Annotated in this window: 20 protein-coding genes; 10 read left to right on the forward strand and 10 right to left on the reverse strand. The window is 65.1% G+C overall.

Annotated features, from left to right (window positions below):
* The first annotated feature begins 9 nt into the window (after nucleotides 1-9).
* The 3 genes from ABLE85_RS19015 (at nucleotide 10) to recJ (ending at nucleotide 4,461) form a co-directional block, all read left to right on the forward strand.
* Nucleotides 10-1,323, forward strand: a complete 1,314-nt coding sequence (locus ABLE85_RS19015; protein WP_348794280.1) for a homoserine dehydrogenase — start codon at nucleotides 10-12, stop codon at nucleotides 1,321-1,323.
* Nucleotides 1,324-1,595: 272 nt separating this feature from the next.
* Nucleotides 1,596-2,576 carry a class II fructose-bisphosphatase gene (gene glpX / locus ABLE85_RS19020; protein ID WP_348794281.1) on the forward strand — a complete coding sequence of 327 codons (981 nt, stop codon included), beginning with the start codon at nucleotides 1,596-1,598 and terminating at the stop codon, nucleotides 2,574-2,576.
* 97 nt (nucleotides 2,577-2,673) lie between these two features.
* Nucleotides 2,674-4,461 carry a single-stranded-DNA-specific exonuclease RecJ gene (recJ, locus tag ABLE85_RS19025; RefSeq protein WP_348794282.1) on the forward strand — a complete coding sequence of 596 codons (1,788 nt, stop codon included), beginning with the start codon at nucleotides 2,674-2,676 and terminating at the stop codon, nucleotides 4,459-4,461.
* Here the strand turns inward: recJ and ABLE85_RS19030 are convergent, their stop codons facing one another.
* The 3 genes from ABLE85_RS19030 to folE all read right to left on the reverse strand — a co-directional run bounded on the left by ABLE85_RS19030 (nucleotide 4,462) and on the right by folE (nucleotide 6,657).
* Nucleotides 4,462-5,433, reverse strand: coding sequence for a patatin-like phospholipase family protein (locus ABLE85_RS19030; RefSeq protein ID WP_348794414.1), 972 nt, complete (start codon nucleotides 5,431-5,433; stop codon nucleotides 4,462-4,464).
* Between the two features lie 86 nt (nucleotides 5,434-5,519).
* A complete protein-coding gene (hisI, locus tag ABLE85_RS19035) occupies nucleotides 5,520-5,978 on the reverse strand; it encodes a phosphoribosyl-AMP cyclohydrolase (protein WP_348794283.1) in 459 nt (152 codons plus the stop codon).
* 43 nt (nucleotides 5,979-6,021) lie between these two features.
* Complete coding sequence (gene folE, locus ABLE85_RS19040; protein ID WP_348794284.1) at nucleotides 6,022-6,657, reverse strand: GTP cyclohydrolase I FolE; 636 nt, start codon at nucleotides 6,655-6,657, stop codon at nucleotides 6,022-6,024.
* Nucleotides 6,658-6,886: 229 nt separating this feature from the next.
* On the opposite strand from folE, the gene ABLE85_RS19045 reads away from it, so the two are divergent.
* The gene (locus ABLE85_RS19045) at nucleotides 6,887-7,333 is read left to right on the forward strand and encodes an iron-sulfur cluster assembly scaffold protein (RefSeq protein WP_348794285.1); all 447 of its coding nucleotides are present in this window, start codon (nucleotides 6,887-6,889) and stop codon (nucleotides 7,331-7,333) included.
* Nucleotides 7,334-7,391: 58 nt separating this feature from the next.
* Here the strand turns inward: ABLE85_RS19045 and ABLE85_RS19050 are convergent, their stop codons facing one another.
* On the reverse strand, nucleotides 7,392-8,423 hold the full coding sequence (locus ABLE85_RS19050) for an LLM class flavin-dependent oxidoreductase (protein WP_348794286.1): 1,032 nt from the start codon (nucleotides 8,421-8,423) through the stop codon (nucleotides 7,392-7,394).
* A gap of 296 nt (nucleotides 8,424-8,719) precedes the next feature.
* On the opposite strand from ABLE85_RS19050, the gene yidD reads away from it, so the two are divergent.
* The 3 genes from yidD (at nucleotide 8,720) to ABLE85_RS19065 (ending at nucleotide 12,273) form a co-directional block, all read left to right on the forward strand.
* On the forward strand, nucleotides 8,720-9,130 hold the full coding sequence (gene yidD / locus ABLE85_RS19055) for a membrane protein insertion efficiency factor YidD (protein WP_348794287.1): 411 nt from the start codon (nucleotides 8,720-8,722) through the stop codon (nucleotides 9,128-9,130).
* Between the two features lie 110 nt (nucleotides 9,131-9,240).
* Nucleotides 9,241-11,217, forward strand: coding sequence for a threonine--tRNA ligase (thrS, locus tag ABLE85_RS19060; protein ID WP_348794288.1), 1,977 nt, complete (start codon nucleotides 9,241-9,243; stop codon nucleotides 11,215-11,217).
* 108 nt (nucleotides 11,218-11,325) lie between these two features.
* Entirely contained in the window at nucleotides 11,326-12,273 is a 948-nt protein-coding gene (locus ABLE85_RS19065; RefSeq protein WP_348794289.1) for a lysophospholipid acyltransferase family protein, read from the forward strand.
* An 8-nt stretch (nucleotides 12,274-12,281) separates the two neighbouring features.
* Here ABLE85_RS19065 and ABLE85_RS19070 read toward each other — a convergent pair whose 3' ends face one another.
* Nucleotides 12,282-13,247, reverse strand: coding sequence for a hypothetical protein (locus ABLE85_RS19070; RefSeq protein WP_348794290.1), 966 nt, complete (start codon nucleotides 13,245-13,247; stop codon nucleotides 12,282-12,284).
* 139 nt (nucleotides 13,248-13,386) lie between these two features.
* Between ABLE85_RS19070 and ABLE85_RS19075 the strand changes: the two genes are divergently transcribed.
* The gene (locus tag ABLE85_RS19075) at nucleotides 13,387-13,971 is read left to right on the forward strand and encodes a nitroreductase (RefSeq protein WP_348794291.1); all 585 of its coding nucleotides are present in this window, start codon (nucleotides 13,387-13,389) and stop codon (nucleotides 13,969-13,971) included.
* A 124-nt stretch (nucleotides 13,972-14,095) separates the two neighbouring features.
* Nucleotides 14,096-14,914 carry a PhzF family phenazine biosynthesis protein gene (locus tag ABLE85_RS19080; protein ID WP_348794292.1) on the forward strand — a complete coding sequence of 273 codons (819 nt, stop codon included), beginning with the start codon at nucleotides 14,096-14,098 and terminating at the stop codon, nucleotides 14,912-14,914.
* Nucleotides 14,915-14,954: 40 nt separating this feature from the next.
* Here the strand turns inward: ABLE85_RS19080 and ABLE85_RS19085 are convergent, their stop codons facing one another.
* Together ABLE85_RS19085 and ABLE85_RS19090 are read right to left on the reverse strand one after the other, a co-directional pair.
* The gene (locus ABLE85_RS19085) at nucleotides 14,955-15,842 is read right to left on the reverse strand and encodes a CoA ester lyase (RefSeq protein WP_348794293.1); all 888 of its coding nucleotides are present in this window, start codon (nucleotides 15,840-15,842) and stop codon (nucleotides 14,955-14,957) included.
* Nucleotides 15,842-16,393 carry a MaoC family dehydratase gene (locus tag ABLE85_RS19090; RefSeq protein WP_348794294.1) on the reverse strand — a complete coding sequence of 184 codons (552 nt, stop codon included), beginning with the start codon at nucleotides 16,391-16,393 and terminating at the stop codon, nucleotides 15,842-15,844. Before ABLE85_RS19090 ends, ABLE85_RS19085 begins: the two co-directional genes overlap by 1 nt.
* Nucleotides 16,394-16,453: 60 nt before the next feature.
* Here ABLE85_RS19090 and ABLE85_RS19095 point away from each other — a divergent pair, with 60 nt between their 5' ends.
* Nucleotides 16,454-17,575 (forward strand): DUF2336 domain-containing protein, encoded by a 1,122-nt coding sequence (locus ABLE85_RS19095; RefSeq protein ID WP_348794295.1) that lies wholly within the window; start codon nucleotides 16,454-16,456, stop codon nucleotides 17,573-17,575.
* A 7-nt stretch (nucleotides 17,576-17,582) separates the two neighbouring features.
* On the opposite strand, the gene ABLE85_RS19100 is transcribed toward ABLE85_RS19095, so the two are convergent.
* The 3 genes from ABLE85_RS19100 to ABLE85_RS19110 form a co-directional block, all read right to left on the reverse strand.
* Complete coding sequence (locus tag ABLE85_RS19100) at nucleotides 17,583-19,655, reverse strand: FUSC family protein (RefSeq protein ID WP_348794296.1); 2,073 nt, start codon at nucleotides 19,653-19,655, stop codon at nucleotides 17,583-17,585.
* Between the two features lie 28 nt (nucleotides 19,656-19,683).
* A complete protein-coding gene (parE, locus tag ABLE85_RS19105; protein ID WP_348794297.1) occupies nucleotides 19,684-21,735 on the reverse strand; it encodes a DNA topoisomerase IV subunit B in 2,052 nt (683 codons plus the stop codon).
* Nucleotides 21,736-21,920: 185 nt separating this feature from the next.
* Nucleotides 21,921-22,526, reverse strand: a complete 606-nt coding sequence (locus ABLE85_RS19110; RefSeq protein WP_348794298.1) for a YoaK family protein — start codon at nucleotides 22,524-22,526, stop codon at nucleotides 21,921-21,923.
* Between the last annotated feature and the right edge of the window lie 33 nt (nucleotides 22,527-22,559).

The following is a 22,559-nucleotide window of genomic DNA, read 5'->3' on the forward strand; positions in this document are numbered from 1 at the left end:
TAGCGGGACATGGCCGAAGCTTTGCGTATTGGAATAGCCGGGCTCGGCACTGTCGGCGCGTCCGTGGTGCGCGTACTGGCCGATAAGGCCGCCGAACTCACCCGCCAGTGCGGGCGCCCGATTGTCGTTTCGGCCGTGTCGGCGCGCAACAAGGCGCGCGATCGCGGCGTGGATCTCGGTTCGGCCACCTGGTTCGACGACCCGGTCGAACTGGCCAAGACGGCCGACATCGACGTCTTCGTCGAACTGATCGGTGGCGATGATGGCCCGGCACTGGCCTGCGTAAAGGCGGCACTCGAGGCCGGTCGCCACGTGGTGACCGCCAACAAGGCGCTGCTGTCGAAGCACGGCGTGGCGCTGGCCGAGATCGCCGAGAAGAAGGGCGTACTGCTCAACTACGAGGCGGCGGTTGCCGGCGGCATACCGATCATCAAGACCATGCGCGAGGCCATGGCCGGTAACAGCGTTTCGCGCGTGTTCGGCATCCTCAACGGCACCTGCAATTACATCCTTACCCGCATGGAGGCCGAGGGCCTGTCCTTCGACGACTGCCTGAAGGAGGCCCAGCGCCTCGGTTACGCCGAAGCCGACCCGACCTTCGACATCGAAGGCCATGACACCGCCCACAAGCTGTCGATCCTGACCAGCCTTGCATTCGGCTGCAAGATTTCGGCCGACAGCATCTATCTGGAAGGCATCAGCAACATCACCCAGGCCGACATCCGCGCGGCCGGTGAGCTCGGCTATCGCATCAAGCTGCTCGGCGTGGCCGTGCAGACCGAGAGCGGCATCGAGCAGCGCGTTCACCCGACCATGGTGCCGACCTCCTCGGTCATCGCGCAGGTACATGGCGTGACCAATGCGGTCGCCGTCGAGACTGACATTCTGGGCGAGCTGCTTCTGTCCGGCCCCGGCGCCGGCGGCAATGCCACGGCCTCGGCCGTCGTGGGCGACATCGCCGACATCGCCAAGAGCCGGCCGGGCTTCCAGCACGGCCCGGTCTTCGGCCGCCCGGCCAAGGAGCTGAAGCCCTACAAGAAGGCGCAGATGCGCAGCCACGCCGGCGGCTATTTCATCCGGCTCACCGTGCACGATCGCGTCGGCGTGTTCGCCGCGGTGGCCAAGCGCATGGCCGACAACGACATTTCGCTGGAATCGATCGTCCAGCATGGTTCGAGCGCCGAGGGCGACAGCAGCAAGACCGTCATCCTCGTCACCCATGAGACGACCGAGGCGGCGGTGCGCAAGGCCGTGGAAGGCATCACCAAGGACGGCCATCTGATCGACAAGCCGCAGGTCATCCGCATCGAGCGCGCTGACTAAGGCCGGCGGTCAGGGCCAGTTTTTCCGATTCCAAAGCGGCGTGGCCCCATCGGTCCGCGCCGCTTTTCTCGTTTGACCTATGCTCCTGCGCCGGCCCTTACTCACTTCGGCCAAGGATCGGCTTCGCTGCCCACACCTTAATCGATTGAGGTTTCGCCAGGTTGCAACAAGTGCGCTTGGCGGGTCTTGCTGTTGTCATGTCACTTTGACACAAGGGTCGCAGGAGCCGTCGATGACGGCGTAACCATCAGAATTCACGGGAATACTCAGCAATGGCGAAAAGAGACGCAGCCGGCCTCGACCGTATCCTCACCATGGAACTCGTGCGCGTGACAGAGCGCGCTGCCGTGGCAGCTGCAAGGCTGCGCGGGCGCGGTGACGAGAAGGCGGCGGACCAGGTCGCGGTCGACGCCATGCGCGCCGAGCTGAACCGCCTCGCCATCAAGGGCACCGTCGTCATCGGCGAGGGTGAGCGCGACGAAGCCCCGATGCTGTACATCGGCGAGGAGGTCGGTCTCGGCGAGGGCCCCGAGGTCGACATCGCGCTCGACCCGCTGGAAGGCACCACCATCTGCGCCAAGAACCTGCCCAACGCGCTCGCCGTCATCGCGATCGCCGAGAAGGGCAGCCTGCTGTTCGCGCCCGACGTCTACATGGACAAGATCGCGGTCGGCCCCGGCTATGCCGATGGCGTCATCGACATCGACGCCTCGCCGGAAGACAACATCCGCAGCCTCGCCAAGGCCAAGGGCGTGCCGGTGACCGAAGTCACTGCTTGCATCCTCGACCGCCCGCGCCACGCCAAGCTGATCGATGCCGTGCGCGGCACCGGTGCCGCCATCCGCCTCATCGGCGACGGCGACGTTGCCGGCGTCATCCACACCACCGATCCCGATGAAACCGGCATCGACATCTATATGGGTACCGGCGGCGCGCCGGAGGGCGTTCTGGCTGCGGCGGCGCTTCGCTGCACCGGCGGCCAGATGCAGGGCCGCCTGCTGCTCGACACGCCCGAGAAGGTCGCGCGCGCGGCCAAGATGGGCATCTCCGACCCCAACAAGGTCTATCGTATCGAGGAAATGGCGCGTGGCGACGTGCTGTTTGCCGCCACCGGCGTCACCGACGGCAACATGCTGGCCGGCGTGAAGTTCGGCCGCAACTTCATCACCACCGACACGATCGTGCTGCGCTCGTCCTCGCGCACCGTGCGCTCGATCAAGGCCCGCCACCAGGATCTGGAGAAGTTCCAGTAATTCCCGGCGGACTTTCCACGGCTTCGATGCCGCAGCCTGTTTGGCTTTGCCGCGCGATCCCTTATCCTGCATTCAGTGATGAGGGATCGGCGGGGGCATGACGACCGAAAAGCGTTTCTTTCTGGGCGTCAGGCGCTCCGCGACCGGGCTTTCCTGGGAGCACAGGCTCAACGAGCGCCAGGAGATGACGGCGCTCGCCATCGCCCAGGGGCACGGCGTGCCCGACATCGTGGCGCGCGTGCTGGCCGGACGGGGCGTCGGGGCCGAGGAAACCGCACGCTTTCTGGACCCGACCATCCGCGACCTGCTACCGGACCCGGCAACCTTCACCGACATGGAAAAGGCCGCCGAGCGTATCGCCGCCGCCATCGCGCGCCGCGAGCGCGTAGCGATCTTTGGCGACTATGACGTCGACGGTGCTTCATCCTCCGCGCTGCTGAAGCGCTTTCTGACGCATTATGGCGTCGAGTCTGAAATCTACATTCCCGACCGCATCTTCGAGGGCTACGGCCCGAACCCGGATGCCATGCGCGAACTGGTGTCGCGCGGCGCGCGCCTGATTGTCACCGTCGATTGCGGCACCAACAGCGCGGCGGCAATCGAGGCTGCGCGCGAAGCCGGTGCCGATGTCGTCGTGCTCGACCACCATCAGGTCGGCGGGGCGCTGCCAGACACAGCCGTCGCCATCGTCAACCCTAACCGCGAGGACGACCTGTCGGGCCAGGGGCATCTGTGTGCTGCCGGCGTGGTCTTCCTGGCGCTGGTGCAGACGGCCAAGGTGCTGCGCAAACAGCGCCCGGACCTACCGCAGGCCGACCTTCTGTCGATGCTCGACCTGGTGGCGCTCGCCACGGTCTGCGACGTGGTGCCGCTCATCGGCGTCAATCGCGCCTTCGTGGTGAAAGGCCTCGTTGCCATCCGCCAGCAGCGCAATGTCGGGCTTGGTGCGCTGGCGCGCGTCTCGCGCATCGGCGAGCCGATCAATAGTTTTCACCTGGCGTTCCTCATCGGTCCACGCATCAATGCCGGCGGCCGCATCGGCGATGCCGCGCTCGGCAGCAAGCTGCTTGCCACTGACGATCCCGTCGAGGCCGGCAAGATAGCCGAAACGCTCGACCGGCTGAACCAGGAGCGGCAGGCGATGGAGCAGGAGATGCTGGCCGAGGCGCGCGCCGAGGCCGATGCGGAACTCCTTGGCGGGCAGGGGCCCGCTGTCATCGTCACCGCCAGCCCGAAATGGCATCCGGGCATCGTGGGCCTGCTCGCTTCGCGATTGAAGGACCATGCGCGGCGGCCGGCTTTCGCTATCGCCTTCAACCCCAACGGTGTCGGCACCGGCTCAGGCCGTTCCGTGCCGGGCTTCGACCTCGGGCGGCTGGTGCGCGAGGCGCATGAGCGCGGCCTGATCGTCAAGGGCGGTGGCCACGCCATGGCAGCCGGCATCACCGTCGAGCGCGAAAAGCTTGGCGCGCTGCGAGCCTTCTTCGAGGAGCGCGCCGCAGCCGACGTCTTCCGCCTGCAAAGCGAGGAAAGCCTGCCCATCGACGCCGCGCTCGCAGCCGACGGCGCCACCACCAATCTGCTCGACACGCTCGAGCGCGCCGGCCCCTTCGGCTCGGGCCATGTCGCGCCGGTCTTCGTGCTGCCGCGCCACAAGCTCGTCGATGCGCGGCTGGTGGGCACGTCCCACATCCGAGCGGATTTGCGCTCGGACGGCGGCGGGCGCATTCAGGCCATCGCCTTCCGCGCAGCGGATACGGCCTTGGGGGATTTCCTGTTCAAGAGCCGCGGCGGCACGGTGCACCTCGCCGGCTCGCTGTCGTCGAACTATTGGAACGGGAACAGAAGCGTGCAATTCCGCATCATCGATGCAGCACTAGCCTGATCAGGCGAGAACCGTCTGCAACCGCGCCAGTTCGCCGAGTTGCGCCTGTGTGGCTTCATAGCCCAACCGGATCGCCTCGTCGGCGCGATGGAATTCCGACAGGCCGATATGGCCGAGCTTCGGCTGCAACGAAAGGTCCGGCGGATCGCCCGCAAGCCGAGCCCGCGAGATGCGGTCCTGGATGATGTTGAAGGCCTCGACCATCACGCCGGTGATGCCGAGCCGGCTCTCGCGCGAATAGGCATTGAGCTGGCGGGAGCCGCCGGCGGGCGCGTCGTTTTCGACCACAAGTTCGCCGGCGCTGTGCTTGATCACGGCTGCGCGGCCGAACAGGTCGTAATGAAGGTTCACCGCCACCACCAGCCGCTGCTCATAGGCGCGGCAGACCGAAACCGGCACGGGATTGACCAGCGCGCCATCGACCAGGATGCGCTTGTTGGCAAGCACCGGCTCGAACACGCCGGGCAGGGCGTATGAGGCGCGCATCGCCGTGATCAGCGAGCCGCTCGACAGCCAGATCTCATGGCCTGTGCGGATCTCGGAAGCAACACAGACGAAGGGTTTCGGCAGGTCCTCGAAGCGCAGGCCGGAAAGATGTTCCTGCATGCGCGCAGTCAGCTTCATGCCGCCCAGCAGCCCGCTGCCGCCGAGGCGGAAGTCGAGCAGGCCGAAGATTCGCCGCTTGGTCAGATTGCGGGCAAAATCCTCCAGCTCGTCCATCTTGCCGGCCAGATAGCACCCGCCGACCAGCGCGCCGATGGAGGTGCCCGCGATCATGTCGATCTCGATGCCGGCCTCGTCCAGCGCGCGCAGCACGCCGATATGAGCCCAGCCGCGCGCCGCGCCGCCGCCAAGAGCGAGTGAAATTCCGGATTTCTTTGCTGGTTGCGCGTCCGACAGGCCGCCGGAAGAGGCGGGACCGTTGGCTTCCCCTACATCAGGCCTGCTGCGCAATGACGCCCATTCGAGCATCGCGACAATCTCCATGTCCCCGCGTCATGTTAGGTGCGGGTCGTATCGAAAGAATGAATCTTTCCCGGCCGTCAGACCAACGCTCATTATGTGGCGCCAGGATATGTCCTTTTCACGTCGAAAAGCGGTTCGCTGCCGTCGCCGGCCAGGACGGCCATGCCGTCCCTGCGTTCCACTTTCCGATAAAAGCAAGAACGCCGGCCGGTGTGGCAAGTTGCATCGTGGCCGGACACATTTACGCGCAGCCACACGGCATCCTGGTCGCAATCGGTGCGCATCTCGACCACGTGCTGGAAATTGCCCGAGGTCTCGCCTTTCTTCCAGAGCGATTTGCGCGAGCGCGACCAGTAATGCGCAATGCCGGTCTCGATGGTGAGCGCCAGCGCCTCGGCGTTCATATGCGCCACCATCAAGAGGATGCCGTCGCTAGCGTCCGTCACCACGGCCGTCACGAGGCCGTTGGCATCGAAGCGCGGCGTAAAGGCGGCGCCCTCTTCGAGCGCCTTCTTGTCGGTGGAAGTTTTGTGGAATTCAAGCGCGGTCATCGCCGGCTCCCTGTCTCGCGAAGCCGGCGGTAAGCCGCCCGGCTTACTTGCTGCCGTGGCGCACCATGGTCATGAAGCGCAGCTGTTCTTCGGGGCTGTCCTTGAACACCCCGGTGAAGGTCGAGGTCAGCGTGGTGGAACCCTGCTTGCGGATGCCGCGCATGGCCATGCACATATGCTCGGCCTCGATCATCACGGCCACGCCGCGCGGATTGAGCACGTCCTGGATGACGTTGGCGATCTGCGCCGTCATGGCCTCCTGCGTCTGCAGGCGGTGGGCGAAGATGTCGACCACGCGGGCGATCTTGGAGAGACCCACCACCCTGCCGTCCGGCAAGTAGCCGACATGGGCACGGCCGATGATCGGCACCATGTGGTGTTCGCAGTGCGAGTGGAACTCGATATCCCGGACCAGCACGAGGTCGTCGTAGCCGGCCACTTCCTCGAAGGTGCGGCCGAGCTCTTCGGCCGGGCACATGTCGTAGCCGTTGAACATCTCGAGAAACGACTTGGCGACGCGTTTAGGCGTGTCGACCAGGCCTTCGCGATCCGGATTGTCGCCAGTCCAGCGCAGCAGTGTTCGCACCGCCGCCTCGACTTCGGCCTGGTCTGGCCTGTCAGTCGCCGGCTTTTCGAGGTATTCGGATTTCGGCATCAATTTCTTGATCACGGCGTCCATGAAAGGTGTCTCCCGTAGTCCCACTCAGAGGAGGGACGAGTTGAACGGACCACAGCCTTTAACGGGATGTCGGAGAGTCCGGCCCGAAAGCGGCGTGACGGATGACCGACGGAGCAGGGCGCTGCCTTGCCGTTGTCGGATCACAAGCATTATATAAGGGCTTGGGCCGTGAATGAAAGATGCCGAAACGGCACAGGCTGTTTCCGAAACGGCGACGGGTTGGAAAATCATGATCGATGACGTCTACAATGCGAAAATTCTTGGCTTTGCCGGGAATATCGCACGAATCGGCCGGCTTGAGCACCCCGATGCGACCGCAACCGCGCATTCAAAATTGTGCGGCTCGACGGTGACCGTCGATCTCAAGATGGAGGATGGCATCGTCACCGACTTCGCCCATGACGTGAAGGCCTGCGCGCTTGGCCAGGCATCGTCCTCGATCATGGCTGCCAATGTGGTGGGCGCCAGCGCCGACGAGCTGCGCGATGTGCGCGAGACCATGCTGAAGATGCTCAAGGAAAACGGGCCGCCGCCGCAAGGCCGATTCGCCGACCTGAAATATCTGGAGCCGGTGCGCGACTACAAGGCGCGCCACGCCTCGACCATGCTGACCTTCGACGCTGTCGTCGACTGCATCGGCCAGATCGAGAGGAAGCACGCTGAGGCGGCTGCCTGAAGGCGATCCCGCGTTTGGATAGACATGCGCCGGCCCATTTCGAGCCGGCGCTTTCGTTTCAGGCAATCAGCTCGCGCACCATTGGCACCACCTTGGTGCCGTAGAGCTCGATCGAGCGCATCATCTTCTCGTGCGGCAGCGGGCCGGACGAATATTTCATCTGGAAGCGCGAGATCCCGAGCGCCTTGATCGTCGCGGCGATCTTACGCGCCACCGTCTCCGGCGAGCCGACATAGAGCGAGCCGAGATCGGCTTCGGAGTTGAACACGGTCTGCGTGGTCGGCGGCCAGCCGCGCTCGGCGCCGATGCGGTCGTGCATCTTCTTGTAGTGCGGCCACAATTCCTCGCGCGCCTGCTCGTCGGTGTCCGCGACATAGCCCGGCGAATGCACGCCGATCGGCTGCCTTTCGCCGCCGAGCTGGTCGATAGCCCGGTAATAGAGGTCGACAAAGGGGCGGAAACGCTTCGGATCGCCGCCGATGATGGCAAGCATCAGTGGCAGGTTGTAGCGCGCCGCGCGCACCACCGATTCGGGGCTGCCGCCCACGCCGATCCAGGTCCTGAGCGATCCGGATTCCGTCGGCGGGTAGACGCGCTGGTCGTGCAGCGGAGGCCGCGTAGAGCCCTGCCAGCTGACAGGGCCGCCCTTCAGCAGTCCCGCGAACAGGTCGAGCTTCTCGGTGAACAGCGTCTCGTAGTCGTTGAGCCGGAAGCCGAACAACGGGAAGGATTCGGTGAAGGAGCCGCGCCCCAGGATCACCTCGGCCCGCCCGTTAGACAGGGCGTCGACCGTCGAAAAGCGCTGGAAGACGCGGATCGGATCGTCCGAACTCAGCACCGTGACGGCCGAGCCGAGCTTGATGCGCTCCGTGCGCGCGGCGATCGCCGCCAGCACGGTTTCGGGCGTCGATACGGCGAAATCGTCGCGGTGATGTTCGCCCACGCCGATGAAGTCGATGCCAAGCTGGTCCGCTAGCACAGCCTCGTCCACGACGTTGCGGATGACCTTGGCTTGCGGCAGCAACTGTCCGTCGGTGCCGGCGGTGACGTCGCCGAACGTATCGAGGCCGAATTCCATTCTGTCCGACATGATGTCCCTCTGGATTGGGTGCCGATGATTGACCGGCAACGAGGATTATCGCAATCGCCCGACAGTCCGCAGGGGCAGCAGATTGCCCGGAGATTATGGCGATTGGTTTCGATGAACCAGATAAGCAGCTTGGTGCACGCTTCACATTCGCCGGACCGAGCACGGACTGTTCACGCTAGGTTGACGACCTTGCGGAAACGCTCGGCCGGCAGCGACATATTCACCAAACCGTTGCGAAATCACGCAACGCGAGCCATGTACAAGTGCATGGTTTTTTTATTGGGGCAAAGCGGACAATGAGCAGCGGTCTGGGCGAAGATCGCTCCTGCGGTCATCGGCACGATGAGCAGGTTGGCCGCAGAATCGCGGCCGTCTCCCGAGGGCGCAACTGGTCCGGCCCCTGGCGCAAGACGCCGGGGCGCTTGCTAGGGGTGTCGCTGGTACGGTTTTACCAGCTCACGCTGTCCGGCTTTGTCGGCAATTCGTGTCGGCATCTGCCGACCTGCTCGGAATACGCCTATGAGGCCATCGCCCGCCACGGGCTGTGGGCCGGAGGCTGGATGGGGCTTTTCAGGGTCATGCGCTGCGGCCCGTGGGGCACCCACGGCATCGACCGGGTGCCCGAGACGTTGCAGCGGCGCTATCGCTGGTACACGCCCTGGCGCTACTGGCACATCGGGAAAATGCCGCGGCAGCAGCATTCCTGAAGCATTGCGCTTTACGGTTCGGAAAACTCACCCTAAAAGACGCCTGCTGCCGGACGCATCCGGCTTTCAACCACCCGCGCTCGTTTGCGGGACTGGATAGGAGAAGAGCTTTGCTGAATTCCATTTCCCTTACATTTCCCGATGGTTCCGTCCGCGAATACGACGCGGCGATGACCGGCATGGGCCTGGCCGAGTCGATCTCGAAGTCGCTCGCCAAGAAGGCCGTGGCCTACAGCATCGACGGCGTGCTGCGCGATCTTTCCGACCCGCTCGGCAAGTCCGGCAAGATCGAGATCGTCACCCGTGACAGTCCGCATGCGCTGGAGCTGATCCGCCACGACGCCGCCCACGTGCTGGCCGAGGCCGTGCAGGAACTTTGGCCCGGAACCCAGGTCACCATCGGCCCGGTGATCGAGAACGGTTTCTATTACGACTTTGCGCGCAACGAACCCTTCACCCCGGAGGATTTTCCCGCCATCGAAAAGAAGATGCGCGAGATCATCGCCCGCAACAAGCCCTTCACCAAGGAGGTCTGGGACCGTGAGAAGGCCAGGCAGGTGTTCCGCGACAAGGGCGAGGCCTACAAGGTCGAGCTGATCGACGCGATCCCCGAGGATCAGGACCTCAAGATCTACTCGCAGGGCGAGTGGTTCGACCTGTGCCGCGGCCCGCACATGGCCTCCACCGGCCAGGTCGGCAACGCCTTCAAGCTGATGAAGGTGGCCGGCGCGTATTGGCGCGGCGACGCCAACAACCCGATGCTGACGCGCATCTACGGCACCGCCTGGGCAGACCAGGCGCAGCTCGACCAGTATCTCCACATGCTGGAAGAGGCCGAAAAGCGCGATCACCGTCGCCTCGGCCGCGAAATGGATCTCTTCCACTTCCAGGAAGAAGGTCCGGGCGTGGTCTTCTGGCACGCCAAGGGCTGGAAGATGTTCCAGAACCTCGTGTCCTACATGCGCCGCCGGCTCGACCAGCAGGGCTACCAGGAAGTCAACGCACCGCAGGTGCTCGACAAGAGCCTGTGGGAGACTTCGGGCCACTGGGGCTGGTATCGCGACGCCATGTTCAAGGTCACGGTCGCCGGTGATGACACCGACGACGACCGCGTCTTCGCGCTCAAGCCCATGAACTGCCCCGGCCACGTGCAGATCTTCAAGCATGGATTGAAGTCCTACCGCGATCTGCCGATCAAGCTTGCCGAATTCGGCAACGTCCATCGCTACGAGCCGTCCGGCGCGCTGCATGGGCTGATGCGCGTGCGCGGCTTCACGCAGGACGATGCGCACATCTTCTGCACCGAGGAACAACTCGCCGCCGAGTGCCTGCGCATCAACGACCTGATCCTGTCGACCTATGCCGATTTCGGCTTCGACGAGATCAGCGTGAAGCTCTCGACGCGACCGGACAAGCGCGTTGGCTCCGACGAGGCGTGGGATCATGCCGAGGAGATCATGGGCAATGTGCTGAAAACCATCGAGGCGCAGTCTGGCAACCGCATCAAGACGTCGATCAATCCGGGCGAGGGCGCCTTCTACGGACCCAAGTTCGAATACGTACTGCGCGATGCCATCGGCCGCGAATGGCAGTGCGGCACCACGCAGGTCGACTTCAATCTGCCGGAACGCTTCGGCGCCTTCTACATCGGCAACGATTCGGAGAAGAAGCAGCCGGTGATGATCCACCGCGCCATCTGCGGCTCGATGGAACGCTTCCTCGGCATCCTGATCGAGAACTATGCGGGCCACTTCCCGCTGTGGTTCGCGCCGCTGCAGGTGGTGGTGGCGACGATCACTTCGGACGCCGACGAATATGCGCAATCCGTGGTGAAGCGCCTCAAGGCGGCCGGCCTGTCGGCCGAGGCCGACCTGCGCAACGAGAAGATCAACTACAAGGTCCGCGAGCATTCGCTGGCCAAGGTTCCGGTCATTCTCGTCTGCGGCAAGCGCGAGGCGGAGGAGGCGACGGTCAACGTTCGCCGGCTCGGCTCGCGCGACCAGCACTCGATGACCCTCGACGAGGCGATCGAATCGCTCGCCTTCGAGGCCATCACGCCGGATCGCAAGCGCGCCATGCAGAGCTGACGCTCTCGCGCCATTTGGCCTAAGGCCTTGGCGGAAAGTTGAAAGGGCGGGGCGCTGGGCGCCCCGCCCTTTCATTTGCGTGTCACACGCCGCGGATATCGCTGGCGCATGTTGGCCAGACGCAAAAAACACCCCCTGTTTCCTGAGCTCTCCTATGCGAATGCGGGGCAGCCGCGTCTGACGCGGTGGTTTATCCGCTCGGTCGAGGGCCTTTCGGGCCGCGACCGCTATGCGGCGCTCTATGACATCTGGCGGCGCGAAATCGCGCCGAGCCACGACCGGATCTTCGGGCGCATGCTCGACCTCATCAAGGTCGAGGTGCGCAGCCGGGATTGCTGGCCGCCGCAGCAACTGCCCCAGACGCCGCTGGTCATAGTCTCCAATCATCCCTTCGGCATCGGCGATGGCATCGCGGTGCTGTCGCTTGCCGAACAACTCGGCCGGCCGTTCCGGGTCATGATCCATGCCGATCTCCTGAAGATCTCGGAAATGGAGCCCTACGCGCTGCCGATCGATTTTTCCGAGGCGAAAGAGGCGGTGAAGCACAACATGGCGGTCCGCCATGAGGCGCTGCGCCTGCTGAAGGAAGGCGTCACTATCGTGATCTTCCCGGCAGGCGGCGTCGCTACGGCGCCGAAGGGTTTCGGCAAGGCCGAGGACCTGCCCTGGAAGGTCTTTGCTGCGCGGCTTGTGCAGGAGGCGAAGGCCTCGGTCATCCCGCTGTATTTTTCAGGGCAGAACGGGCGACTGTTTCAGCTCGTCAGCCGTCCGATGAACCTGCTGGACAGCGAAAAGCGCGTCGCCCGTTTCGTCGGCAGGCTGTCGCTGACGCTGCGTACTTCGCTGCTGATCCGCGAATTCGCCCGGCTGTCTGGCAAGGCGATCGATGTCCGCATCGGCCGCGCGATGTCCTGGGAAGAGCTGGAACCGCTTCGCGACCGCAAGGCGCTGATCCAGAACCTGCACAAGACCGTGTTCGACATGGCGCCGCCGAAACCGCAACAGCGCGGCATCCGGCCGAAATTGCAGCGCCCGCAAAAGCAGGCTGCGGCCTAGATTATCCCCTAATCCGCGCCGTCGTTCGGATCGGTGGCGCTCGCCTCGTTGGCGAGTACTTCGACGTCCTGATTGCGGCCGCCGACGACGGTGAAGTCGCGCTGGTAGATGCGGTCGCGGTTCTTGGCGACGATGGTGTAGTCGCCCTCCGACAGCACCATGGAGGCGAAGGCGCCGACGCTTTCGCGCACCGGGTCGCCGGAATTGGTCAGCACCGACCATGAGGTGTCGGCCAGCGCCTCGCCGCCTTCCTCGCGCACCAGCTTCAGCGTCACTTCGGCAGCGTGGTGCTCCACGGTGGCCTCCGTCAGCTTGCCGGCCTCCACGCGAATGTCGGAGCGGATCACGGCGTTGACCGAGCCGTAGGTGGACACGACGTGATAGACGCCCGCGTTGAGCCGCACGATGGTGTTGGGGCTGACATCGGGAATGATCAGCGCGCGGTCGCCGTCTGCGCCCGCCTGCGCCTCGTAGATCGAGAACCGAAGCTTGTCGGAGGGGATGCGCACGCCGCCGGCCAGCACCGCGTCGAGCTTCAGGCCGCCCGCGTCCAGCACCACGTTCTCGTGCTTGGGCTGGGCGCCGACGGTGATTCGCTTGGTCGCACCGGCCCGGCCGAAGGAGGCGTGGACCAGATAGCTGCCCGGCGCGAGATGAAACAGGCTGGTGCCGCCTTCTGCAGAGGCCACCAGCGGCAGCTTGCCGTCGGGGCCGGGTTCGGGCCGGAACACGCGCCAGACCAGGCCGCGATTGATCTCGGCGCTGTGATCGGTCAGCTTCGCGGCCAGCGTCACCTCGCCGCCCGTCTGCTGGGCAGGTTGTCTGCTGCTATGAGGCATCGAATAGCCGGAAATGTCCGGCAATCTCAGGTCGCGCAATGGGATCCGATCTTCGGCCGAACTCGCCAGCGGCCACAGTGCGAACACTGAGGCACCGGCAATGAAAGCCAAATGTTTGAAGAATCCCGCCAACATGCCTTGTTTGAACCGGAATGCGGTGGCAATTTCAAGGCACTTTCTAGGGCCATCCCAGCGCTCGTCCCACAGCAGCCAGAGCCGCCGGCGCCTTCGCCAGGCCGCGCTTCAGCCAGAGACAATCAGGAGAATACCCGTCGTGAGCTCACCGATCATTGAATTCATGCTGGCCAGAAGCTCTGCCCCCATCCCGGAGCTGCGCGAGCCCGCGCCCAGCGACGCCGAGATCGAGACCATGATCACCATCGCCTCGCGCGTGCCAGACCACGGGCGGCTGGAGCCGTGGCGCTTCATCCTCTATCGCGGCGAGGCGCGCCATCGCATCGGCGAACAGCTCGCCGCCCTTGCCGAGCAGCGCGAGGGCCCGCTGACCGAGGGACGTCGCAACCAGGAACTGGCGCGATTCTCCCGCGCCCCGCTGGTCATCGGCGTCGTCTCGAGCCCCAAGGAAAACATCAAGATCCCGCAGTGGGAGATGTTCTTGTCCGGCGGCGCGGCGGCCATGAACCTGATCGTCGCCGCCAACGGTCTCGGCTACAAGACCAACTGGATCACCAACTGGTACTCCGATGTCGAGGACGGTCGCCGCATCCTCGGGCTCGCCCCGCATGAGCGCGTCGTCGGCTTCGTCCACATCGGCTCGTTCGAGGGCAGCGTGCCCGAACGCCCGCGCCCGGAGGTCGGCAAGCTCTACAGCGAGTACTCCGGTCCGTGGGAGGGGTAAGGGCAGACTGACGATCGAACGGACTGTCGTCACAGCTTCGAGCCCCGTTGCCGCCATTGGACGGGGTAGGTATCCAGACGCTTGTCCGCGCAAGCGTCTGCCGTCGCTAGACGGGAGGATTCGCATGCGCATGTTTCAGGTTGATGCTTTTACAGATCGTCTATTCGCTGGAAATCCTGCCGCGGTCCTCGTGCTGGATGATTGGCTCCCGGACGATTTGATGCTGTCCATCGCGCAGGAGAACAATCTTGCCGAAACCGCTTTCGTCAAGGCCAGAGCGGACGGAGCCTGGGATCTACGGTGGTTCGCCCCTGCGCATGAGGTCGATTTCTGCGGACATGCCACTCTTGCAACAGCGCATGTGCTGTTGACGCAGACCGAGGCCGAAGCGCCGCTCGTGTTTCATACGCGCGTGGGGGAGTTGAGGGTTTCGAAGGTTGCACATGGCTATCGGCTGGATCTGCCCCGCCTGGCACCGGAGCCACTGGAGGCGCTTCCGGCGGAAGTCGCAGGTATTTTCCACGAGCCACCCGTTCACATCTTCTGTAACTTCGAGAATATCTTTGTCGATCTCGGCAGTGCGGATGCGGTGCGCCGGTTCATCCCCGAACTAGCCGCGATTGCCCGCCTCGGGCATGTCGGACTTGTCGTGACAGGACAGGAGGCCAGTGGTCAACGAGCGGACTTCGTATCACGCTACTTTGCGCCCGGTGCCGGGATTCCCGAGGATCCTGTCACAGGCTCGATCCATGCCACGCTGGTCCCCTACTGGTCCGAGCGGTTGAGGCGAAGCAAGCTGATGGCGTTTCAGGCATCCTCCCGGGGAGGATGGCTTGAGTGCGAACTGACTGAAGAGCGAGTCTTCCTGATTGGAAATGCCGTAACCTTCATGGAAGCTGCGATTTTTCTCCCCGACAACGCAGCGGGGATAGAAACGTCCTAGCAACGTCCGCTCTGTCCGCCTGTTTCCGGGCAAGCCGCGGTCAAGTGCGGGCAAGAATCCCCGCCGACTTTGCGCGTGCCAGCAGCCGCTCCGCGCGGCGCAGATGCGGCCGGTCGTACATCTGGCCCTCCAGCGCTACGACGCCCGGATTTCCGGCCTCGTGAAAAGCTTCGACCACGGCCTTCGCATGCGCGACCGCCTCGGGCGAGGGTGTGAAGGCCTCGTTGATGACCGGCACCTGCGCGGGATGGATCGCCATCTTGCCGGTGAAGCCGTCGCGCTCGGCCTCCTCGCATTCTCGGCGAAACCCCTCCATGTCGCGGAAGTTCGGGAACACCGTGTCGATCGCCGCGACTTCCGCGGCGGCCGCCGCCAGGAGCGTCATGGTGCGGGCGAGGCGGAAGACGTCCGTGTAGACGCCGCGTTCGTCCCGCGTCGCGCGCGCGCCGATTGCCGCCGAAAGGTCTTCCGCGCCCCAGGTCAGGCCGGCGAGGCGTGGGCTGGCGCCCGCATAGCTCGCCGCCGCCAGAACGCCCGCCGCGGTCTCGGTGATGATGGGCAGGATCGCGATGCTGCCATCCGGCAACCCGTTCTCAGCCTCGTGCACGCGCAGCTTCACCGCCAGACGCTGCACGTCCGCGCCGCCGTTCGACTTCGGCAGCATGATGCCGGCGGGCATTGCCGGAACCAGGGCGGCAAGATCGTCGTCGGTGAGGCCGGTCGACAGGTCGTTGACGCGGACATAGACGGCCGGACCGTCCCGTCCCAGCCGGGCGCGCAGGAAATCTGCGGCCGTGGCGCGCGCGGCCGCCTTGTTCTGCGCCGAAACCGAGTCCTCGAGGTCTACGATCACCACGTCGGCTTCGGACGAAAATCCCTTCTCCAGCTTCCTTTCCGAATCGCCGGGAACGAAAAGCAGCGAGCGCATCAGGCGGAAACCGTCTTCTTCTTCATCATCGCCTGGCGAATGCACTTGGCCACCAGAACCCCGTTCTGGTTGTAGGCGCGGTGCTCGAACTCGACGATGCCGCGGTCGGGCTTGGACTTCGAGTCGCGCACCGAAAGAACCTCCGTCTCGACGCGAATCGTATCGCCATGGAAAACCGGGTTGGGAAACACCGTCTCGGTCATTCCGAGATTGGCGATGGTGGTGCCGAGCGTCATGTCGTGGACGGAGATGCCGATCATCAGCCCCAGCGTGAACAGCGAGTTGACCAGGGGCTTGCCCCACTCGCTCTTGGCGGCAAAGTCGAAATCGATGTGCAGGGGCTGCGGATTGAGAGTCATCACCGAGAACAGCATGTTGTCGCTCTCGGTAACGGTCTTGGTCAGGGCATGATGCACGACCTGGCCGACGACGAATTCTTCCAAATACAGCCCGGCCATGACCTTCTCCCTTGTTTTCGTTGCTATTTGATAGTCGCGGCCACCGAAGCCGGCAAGCAGGTTAACAGGTATGGTTAACTGTTCGTAAGCCATTTTTCCCTAGCGTTCGGACTCAGGGGGCGCCGGAATTGCCGGCGAGAAATGGATCGTCGGATGGTTGTCGGGCACTTCCTGAAATGGTTGGACACGGCTCGAGTCGCCGAGCGTGCTGCTGCCGCGGCCGCACTGGCAAGGGCCTACGTGCAGAACGAGTTGCCGTTCGAGGACCGCTGCGCGGCCGAAGCGGCGCTGACGCTTCTGCTTGACGATCCTTCTGCCAAGGTGCGGCTTGCCATGGCCGAGGCGCTCTCGATGAGCCGACATGCGCCGATGCAGGTGGTGAGCGTGCTGGCCAGCGATCAGCCGGAAGTGGCGGGCGTGGTGCTTGCCCGTTCGCCGCTGCTGACGGATGCCGACCTGATCGACCGAGTCGCCTGCGGCCTCCCGGCCACGCAGAAGCTGATCGCCGACCGGCCGCTGGTATCCATGGCGGTTTCCGCCGCGATCGCGGAAGTCGGCGAACCCGAGGCCTGTGCGGCGCTACTCGCCAACAGCGGTGCCGACATAGCGTCCCTCAGTTTCCGTCGCATGGCCGAGCGCCACGGCGACCTTGCGCTGGTGCGCGAGGCGCTGATCGCCGATCCGCGCCTGCCGTCCGACTGCCGCCACGTGCTGCTGGTCAAGGTCGGCGAGGCTCTGAAGCGTGCGCCGCTGGTGGCCGCGCTGATGGGGGCCTCGCGTGCCGAGCGCGTCATGCGCGAAGCCTGCATCAAGGCCTCCTTGACGCTCATCGACGGCACGCGCGCCGAGGAGCACGCGGCGCTGGTAGAGCATCTGCGCCTGCGCGGCGATCTAACTTCGGGTTTCCTGGTCCGCACCATCGCCTACGGCAAGGTCGATTTCTTCGGCGCGGCGCTGGTTGCGCTGACCGGCCAGGCCGAATCGAGGGTGCGTTCGCTGCTCGCAGGCGGCAAGGACGTGGCGCTCACGGCGCTGTTCCGCAGTGCCGGGCTGTCGGCGGCCACGCATGGCGTCATTCTTACCGCGCTGAAGGTCTGGCGCGAGGTTGCCAATGGCAAGCGCCTCGCCGGCGCGCAGGAGGTGAGCTGGCTGATGCTGCAGCAGCTTGGCGACACGTCCGCCGAGCGCGATCTGGCTGGCCTGCTCAAGTCCCTCCATGTCGAGGCGCTGCGCGACAATGCGCGACGACACGCCCTGGCCATCGCCGCGGCCTGAGCGGGGTTCAGGTCGGCATTTTCCCGAAAAACACCGGATAGTCGTCCAGGGCTGCCGCGATCACGCGCAGCGACGCGGCGGCTTGCAGGGTTTCCGCGTCGGCGCGGCGCGCAGCCATGTCGGCCGCGTTCTGGCGGATGGTTTCGGCCAGCGCGGTCATCGATTTCTTGCCCGTCGGGGACAGCAGGACGTCCCGCGCGAACCGCCGCAGGAATGCCGAAATGTAGTCGCTGTCGGCTTGCGACAGCTTTCCGCCGCGCTGCAGCGTGCGCAGGCGCAGGATTTCCAGGCCGGCCGTCACGCTGGCCACGCTGCCGCCGAGCAGCGCCTTGCCGGTTTCGCCCAGGCGTTGGGCATAGGGCAGCAGCTGGTTGATCCGGTCGTAAGCCAGGCTTTCGAAAGCCGAGCGGCGCGGGATGCGCTCATGCAGGCAGACACGGGCGAGGTCTTCGTGCATCGCCTTCACCAGGCGTGCCGCGAAGACATGCGGGCGCGCGGGCAGCACCACCGCGAACACGCCCATCGCAAGCAGGATGCCGACCAGTATGGAGGCCGTGCTGCCGAGGAAGGCGTGAGGCGCGTAGACCATGGTCTGCTGCGGGTTGAGGAAGGCGAGGAAATTGATGGCGAAGGCGGTGGCGATGCCCACGAAGTGCTTGTTGGCCATGGCCAGCGCGCCCACCACCAGCACCGGCACCACGAACAGCATGAACCAGCCGAAGCCGGGCAGGGCGGGCAGCGCCATCTGGCCAACCACGAAAGCGAAGGGGACGGCGAGAAGCGTGCCCTTGAAGAACTCCCATGAGGTCTCCAGCGGCGCGGGCCGGGAGGCGAACAGGCTGGATACGACCGCCACGATGATGGCCACGCCGGCGACGTCGGACCACTGCGTGGCCATCCAGAAGGCGATCACCAGCGTGGTCGCCACGGCAGCGCGAACGGCGTTGCGCCAAGCCGCCTCGTAGTCGCGGTGCACCACGAGTGCGGGCTGCTGTGCGTCACGGTGCCGGCGGGCGGCAGCCGTCGGTTCGCGTACGGCGTCGAGGCCGTGCAGCGTCTCCTTCAGAGAATCGGCGAACTCTGCCGCCAGCGTCAGCCGCGCGGCGGTGCCGACCTTGTCGTCGCCTTCCGCCACTCCGGCTACTGGCCGTCGCGCCTGCTCGGCGATCGTGTCGAGCCGCGCGACCCACGGCGACGTATCGTCCAGCGCTTCCACGCCAGCGGCGGAGAGGTCTGCCAACGCCGACTTCAGTTCGTTGCGCACCGGCATCAGGGCCACGTTCTGAGGGGCTGCGTGGCCGTGCAGCATGCGAGTCGTCGACAGCGCTGACAGGAAGTGACCGATCGTGCGGCGCACCGGATGGCCGCGGGTGGCCAGGCTCGGCGCCTCCAGCCGCGCATAGGCGCGCATCTCGGCAAGTATCTGCGTCTCGGCCACCAGCTTGCGGTGCAGCGTTTCCAGCCTGCGCTCGTCGCCGCCAGTGAAGGCGGCGTGGGCATAGGCGGCGAGATCGATGATGCCGCGCGAGAGCCGCTGGATGATGGCGTCGCGCGCAAGCTGCGGCAGGATGAGGCGGCTGGCGATGCCGGCGCAGACGATGCCGAGCATGATTTCCGAGCAGCGCGCGACCGTGAGCTCGACGGCGAGGTGGGCGTGGCCGAAGGCCGGCATGGCGATGATCGCCGCCGTGTAGCCCGCAAGGGCCGCGCCATACGCCTCCGGATTGCGCAGCAGCGAGGCGGCGAAAGTGCACAGCCCGATCCAGATCGCCAGCACGGCAACGAACAGCCACGGGCTGGCGCCGACGGCAGCGGTGATCGCCAGCGCGGCAAGCGCGCCGACAAGGGTGCCGAGAAGGCGGAAAAAGCCCTTCGCCAGCACCATGCCGGCAACCGGCTGCGAGACGATGAACACCGTCATCACCGCCCATTGCGGCTGCTCGAGCCGCAATGCGTAGGCGATGGACAGCGCGATCAACCCGGCCGCGGTGGTGCGGATGGCGAAGACCCAGTCGGCGCGCGTCGGCCGGGCAAGACCCCTGTAGGGTCTCAGAAGGCGCCGCAGGCCGGGCCTGTTCATGCTCTTGCCCGCCTAGAAGCCGCTCGCGTCAGATGTCCAGTTCCTGCGCGTATTCGGCGCGGTCCTGGATGAAGCGGAAGCGCGCTTCCGGCTTGGTGCCCATCAGCGCTTCGACCGAGGATTTCGTCGTTTCCTCGTCTTCCACGATGTCGACGCGCAGCAGCGTGCGCTTCTTCGGGTCCATCGTGGTTTCCTTGAGCTGCGAGGCCATCATCTCGCCCAGGCCCTTGAAGCGGCCGATCTCGATCTTGCCGCGGCCGGTGAACTCGGTGCGCAGCAGCTCGTCCTTGTGGGCGTCGTCGCGCGCATAGGCGGTCTTTCCGCCCTGGCTGATGCGGTAGAGCGGCGGCACGGCCATGTAGAGATGCCCGCCGCGGATGAGCTGCGGCATCTCCTGGTAGAAGAAGGTGATGAGCAGCGAGGCGATGTGCGCCCCATCCACGTCCGCGTCGGTCATGATGATCACGCGGTCGTAGCGCAGGTCTTCCTCGCGGTATTTCGAGCGCGTGCCGCAGCCCAGCGCCTGGATCAGGTCGCCGATCAGCTGGTTGGAAGCCAGCTTGTCGTTGCCCGCGCTGGCGACGTTGAGGATCTTTCCGCGTAGCGGCAGGATCGCCTGCATGGAGCGGTCGCGCGCCTGCTTGGCCGAGCCGCCGGCCGAGTCACCCTCGACGATGAAGATTTCCGCCCCCGCCGCCGCGTTCTGCGTGCAGTCGGCCAGCTTGCCCGGCAGGCGCAGCTTGCGCACCGCACTCTTGCGCGACACTTCCTTTTCCTGGCGGCGGCGCAGGCGCTCGTCGGCGCGCGCGATCACCCATTCCAGAAGCTTGGTGGCTTCCTGCGGGTTGTCGGCCAGCCAATGGTCGAACGGGTCGCGCACGGCGGTTTCGACCAGCCGCTGGGCCTCGATGGTGGCCAGCTTGTCCTTGGTCTGGCCGACGAATTCCGGCTCGCGGATGAACACCGACAGCATGCCGGCGGCCGAGATCATCACGTCTTCGCTGGTGATGGCCGAGCCGCGCTTGTTGCCGACCAGTTCGGCATAGGCCTTGAGGCCGCGCGTCAGCACGTTGCGAAAGCCGGTCTCATGCGTGCCGCCATCGCCGGTCGGGATGGTGTTGCAGTAGGAGTTGAGGAAGCCGTCGCCACCAAACCAGGTGACTGCCCATTCCATCGAGCCGTGACCGCTCTGGCGCTCGCTCTTGCCGGCGAAGATTTCGCGTGTGACCTGCATCTCCCCGTTGAGTGAGGCGGCGAGATAGTCTTTCAGGCCGCCGGGGAAGTGCAAGGTCGCCTTGGCCGGCGTCTCGTCGTTCTCCTTGATCAGAAGCGGATCGCAGCTCCAGCGGATCTCGACGCCGCCGAACAGATAGGCCTTCGAGCGCGTCATGCGGTAGAGCCGCGCCGGCTCGAACTTGGCGTTCCCGAAGATCTCGGCATCCGGATGGAAACGGGTCCTGGTGCCGCGGCGATTGTGCACGTCGCCGAGGTGCTCCAATTCGCCAAGCGGCTTGCCGCGCGAAAAACGCTGCCGGTAAAGCTGCCGGCCGCGCGCCACCTCGACCTCGAGATGGTCGGAAAGCGCGTTGACCACGGAGACGCCGACGCCGTGCAGGCCGCCCGAGGTCTCATAGACCTTGGAGTCGAACTTGCCGCCGGAATGCAGCGTCGTGAGAATGACTTCGAGTGCCGGCTTCTTGAATTTCGGATGCGGGTCGACAGGGATGCCGCGCCCGTTGTCGGTCACGGTCAGGAAGCCGTCAGCGCCGAGTTCCACCTCGATGAAAGTGGCGTGGCCAGCCACTGCTTCGTCCATCGAGTTGTCGATGACTTCTGCAAAGAGGTGGTGCAGCGCCTTTTCGTCGGTGCCGCCAATATACATGCCCGGCCGCCGGCGCACCGGCTCCAGTCCTTCCAGGACCTCGATGTCGGCTGCGCTATAGCTTTCGCAGCCGTCCTTGGGCGGCTGCGGCGCACGCTTGGCGGCGGCCTGCACCAGCGGATCCGCCGGGCGCGAGGTGGGGAGCGGAGACTGCGGCTGCTTGCCGAGATTGCCGAAAAGGTCGTTGCTGTCGTCCATAGGGCGTACGGATTTCCAGTGATTCGAATTGGTTGCGATACTGCCACGCTTTGTGCCGCGTGCGACAGGGTTCCCGTTCCGTTCGTAGGGAAATCGCCGCTTTTCTATAGGGCGCTGGCCCGGCCGGCTCAATAGCCGGCGCGGATTTCTTAGCGGAAAAGCTTGATCGGCTTCCGCCGCTGCCGTCACGCAGCCTTTTCGACACCGTTGCGGAAATCCGCGACCATGCCCAGGATGAAAAGCGCGAGCGCCGGAAGCCACAGGCCCTGCAGGCCGATGATCGGATAACTCAGCGCACCGCAGATCGCGCCTGCCATCAGGCCGAGCCAGAGCAGCAGATAGGGGGTCCATCCCCACCGGTCTCCGCCGGCCAGTGCCGTGCCAAGCCGCTGCCCGAATTTCACGAGGGTTCCGGTCATGTAGGTTACGCCGACGCTGACCTCTCCATCACGCACGAAGCACGTGTTCATGGCACCCATGGCGATCGGCGTGAGTAGAATCGCGACGCGGCCGAAACCGAGCAAGGAAAGCAAGGCCGCGGCCGCCAGAAGTACCGCAATGCCGAAGGCCACGTGATTGCTGCTGAGCCAGCCGAAGCGGTGCCTGAACACGGTGCTCAGCACCACTCCGCCCACGAACAGGATGACCAGGCCCAAAGGGATGAGCGCATCCGGCAGGCGGTCGGACAATCCAACCGCCAGGCGGGTCGAATTGCCGGTCATGAACGAGACGAAGAAGCCGCCGAGGTGGATGAAACCCAGCGCGTCCACGAACCCCGCGACGAAGGCCATGGAAGTGGCGACAACACGAAATCGGTTGGAAAG

It is taken from the genome of Mesorhizobium sp. KR1-2 (assembly GCF_040045035.1).
In the GTDB taxonomy this organism is placed as follows: domain Bacteria; phylum Pseudomonadota; class Alphaproteobacteria; order Rhizobiales; family Rhizobiaceae; genus Pseudaminobacter.

Bases quoted from the DNA above. Each gene is read 5' to 3' on its own strand.
- ABLE85_RS19015 (WP_348794280.1), top strand. From the start codon at position 10: ATGGCCGAAGCTTTGCGTATTGGAATAGCCGGGCTCGGCACTGTCGGC.
- glpX (WP_348794281.1), top strand. From the start codon at position 1,596: ATGGCGAAAAGAGACGCAGCCGGCCTCGACCGTATCCTCACCATGGAA.
- recJ (WP_348794282.1), top strand. From the start codon at position 2,674: ATGACGACCGAAAAGCGTTTCTTTCTGGGCGTCAGGCGCTCCGCGACC.
- ABLE85_RS19030 (WP_348794414.1), bottom strand. From the start codon at position 5,433: ATGCTCGAATGGGCGTCATTGCGCAGCAGGCCTGATGTAGGGGAAGCC.
- hisI (WP_348794283.1), bottom strand. From the start codon at position 5,978: ATGACCGCGCTTGAATTCCACAAAACTTCCACCGACAAGAAGGCGCTC.
- folE (WP_348794284.1), bottom strand. From the start codon at position 6,657: ATGGACGCCGTGATCAAGAAATTGATGCCGAAATCCGAATACCTCGAA.
- ABLE85_RS19045 (WP_348794285.1), top strand. From the start codon at position 6,887: ATGATCGATGACGTCTACAATGCGAAAATTCTTGGCTTTGCCGGGAAT.
- ABLE85_RS19050 (WP_348794286.1), bottom strand. From the start codon at position 8,423: ATGTCGGACAGAATGGAATTCGGCCTCGATACGTTCGGCGACGTCACC.
- yidD (WP_348794287.1), top strand. From the start codon at position 8,720: ATGAGCAGCGGTCTGGGCGAAGATCGCTCCTGCGGTCATCGGCACGAT.
- ABLE85_RS19065 (WP_348794289.1), top strand. From the start codon at position 11,326: ATGTTGGCCAGACGCAAAAAACACCCCCTGTTTCCTGAGCTCTCCTAT.
- ABLE85_RS19070 (WP_348794290.1), bottom strand. From the start codon at position 13,247: ATGTTGGCGGGATTCTTCAAACATTTGGCTTTCATTGCCGGTGCCTCA.
- ABLE85_RS19080 (WP_348794292.1), top strand. From the start codon at position 14,096: ATGCGCATGTTTCAGGTTGATGCTTTTACAGATCGTCTATTCGCTGGA.
- ABLE85_RS19085 (WP_348794293.1), bottom strand. From the start codon at position 15,842: ATGCGCTCGCTGCTTTTCGTTCCCGGCGATTCGGAAAGGAAGCTGGAG.
- ABLE85_RS19090 (WP_348794294.1), bottom strand. From the start codon at position 16,393: ATGGCTTACGAACAGTTAACCATACCTGTTAACCTGCTTGCCGGCTTC.
- ABLE85_RS19095 (WP_348794295.1), top strand. From the start codon at position 16,454: ATGGTTGTCGGGCACTTCCTGAAATGGTTGGACACGGCTCGAGTCGCC.
- ABLE85_RS19100 (WP_348794296.1), bottom strand. From the start codon at position 19,655: ATGAACAGGCCCGGCCTGCGGCGCCTTCTGAGACCCTACAGGGGTCTT.
- parE (WP_348794297.1), bottom strand. From the start codon at position 21,735: ATGGACGACAGCAACGACCTTTTCGGCAATCTCGGCAAGCAGCCGCAG.
- ABLE85_RS19110 (WP_348794298.1), bottom strand. From the start codon at position 22,526: ATGGCCTTCGTCGCGGGGTTCGTGGACGCGCTGGGTTTCATCCACCTC.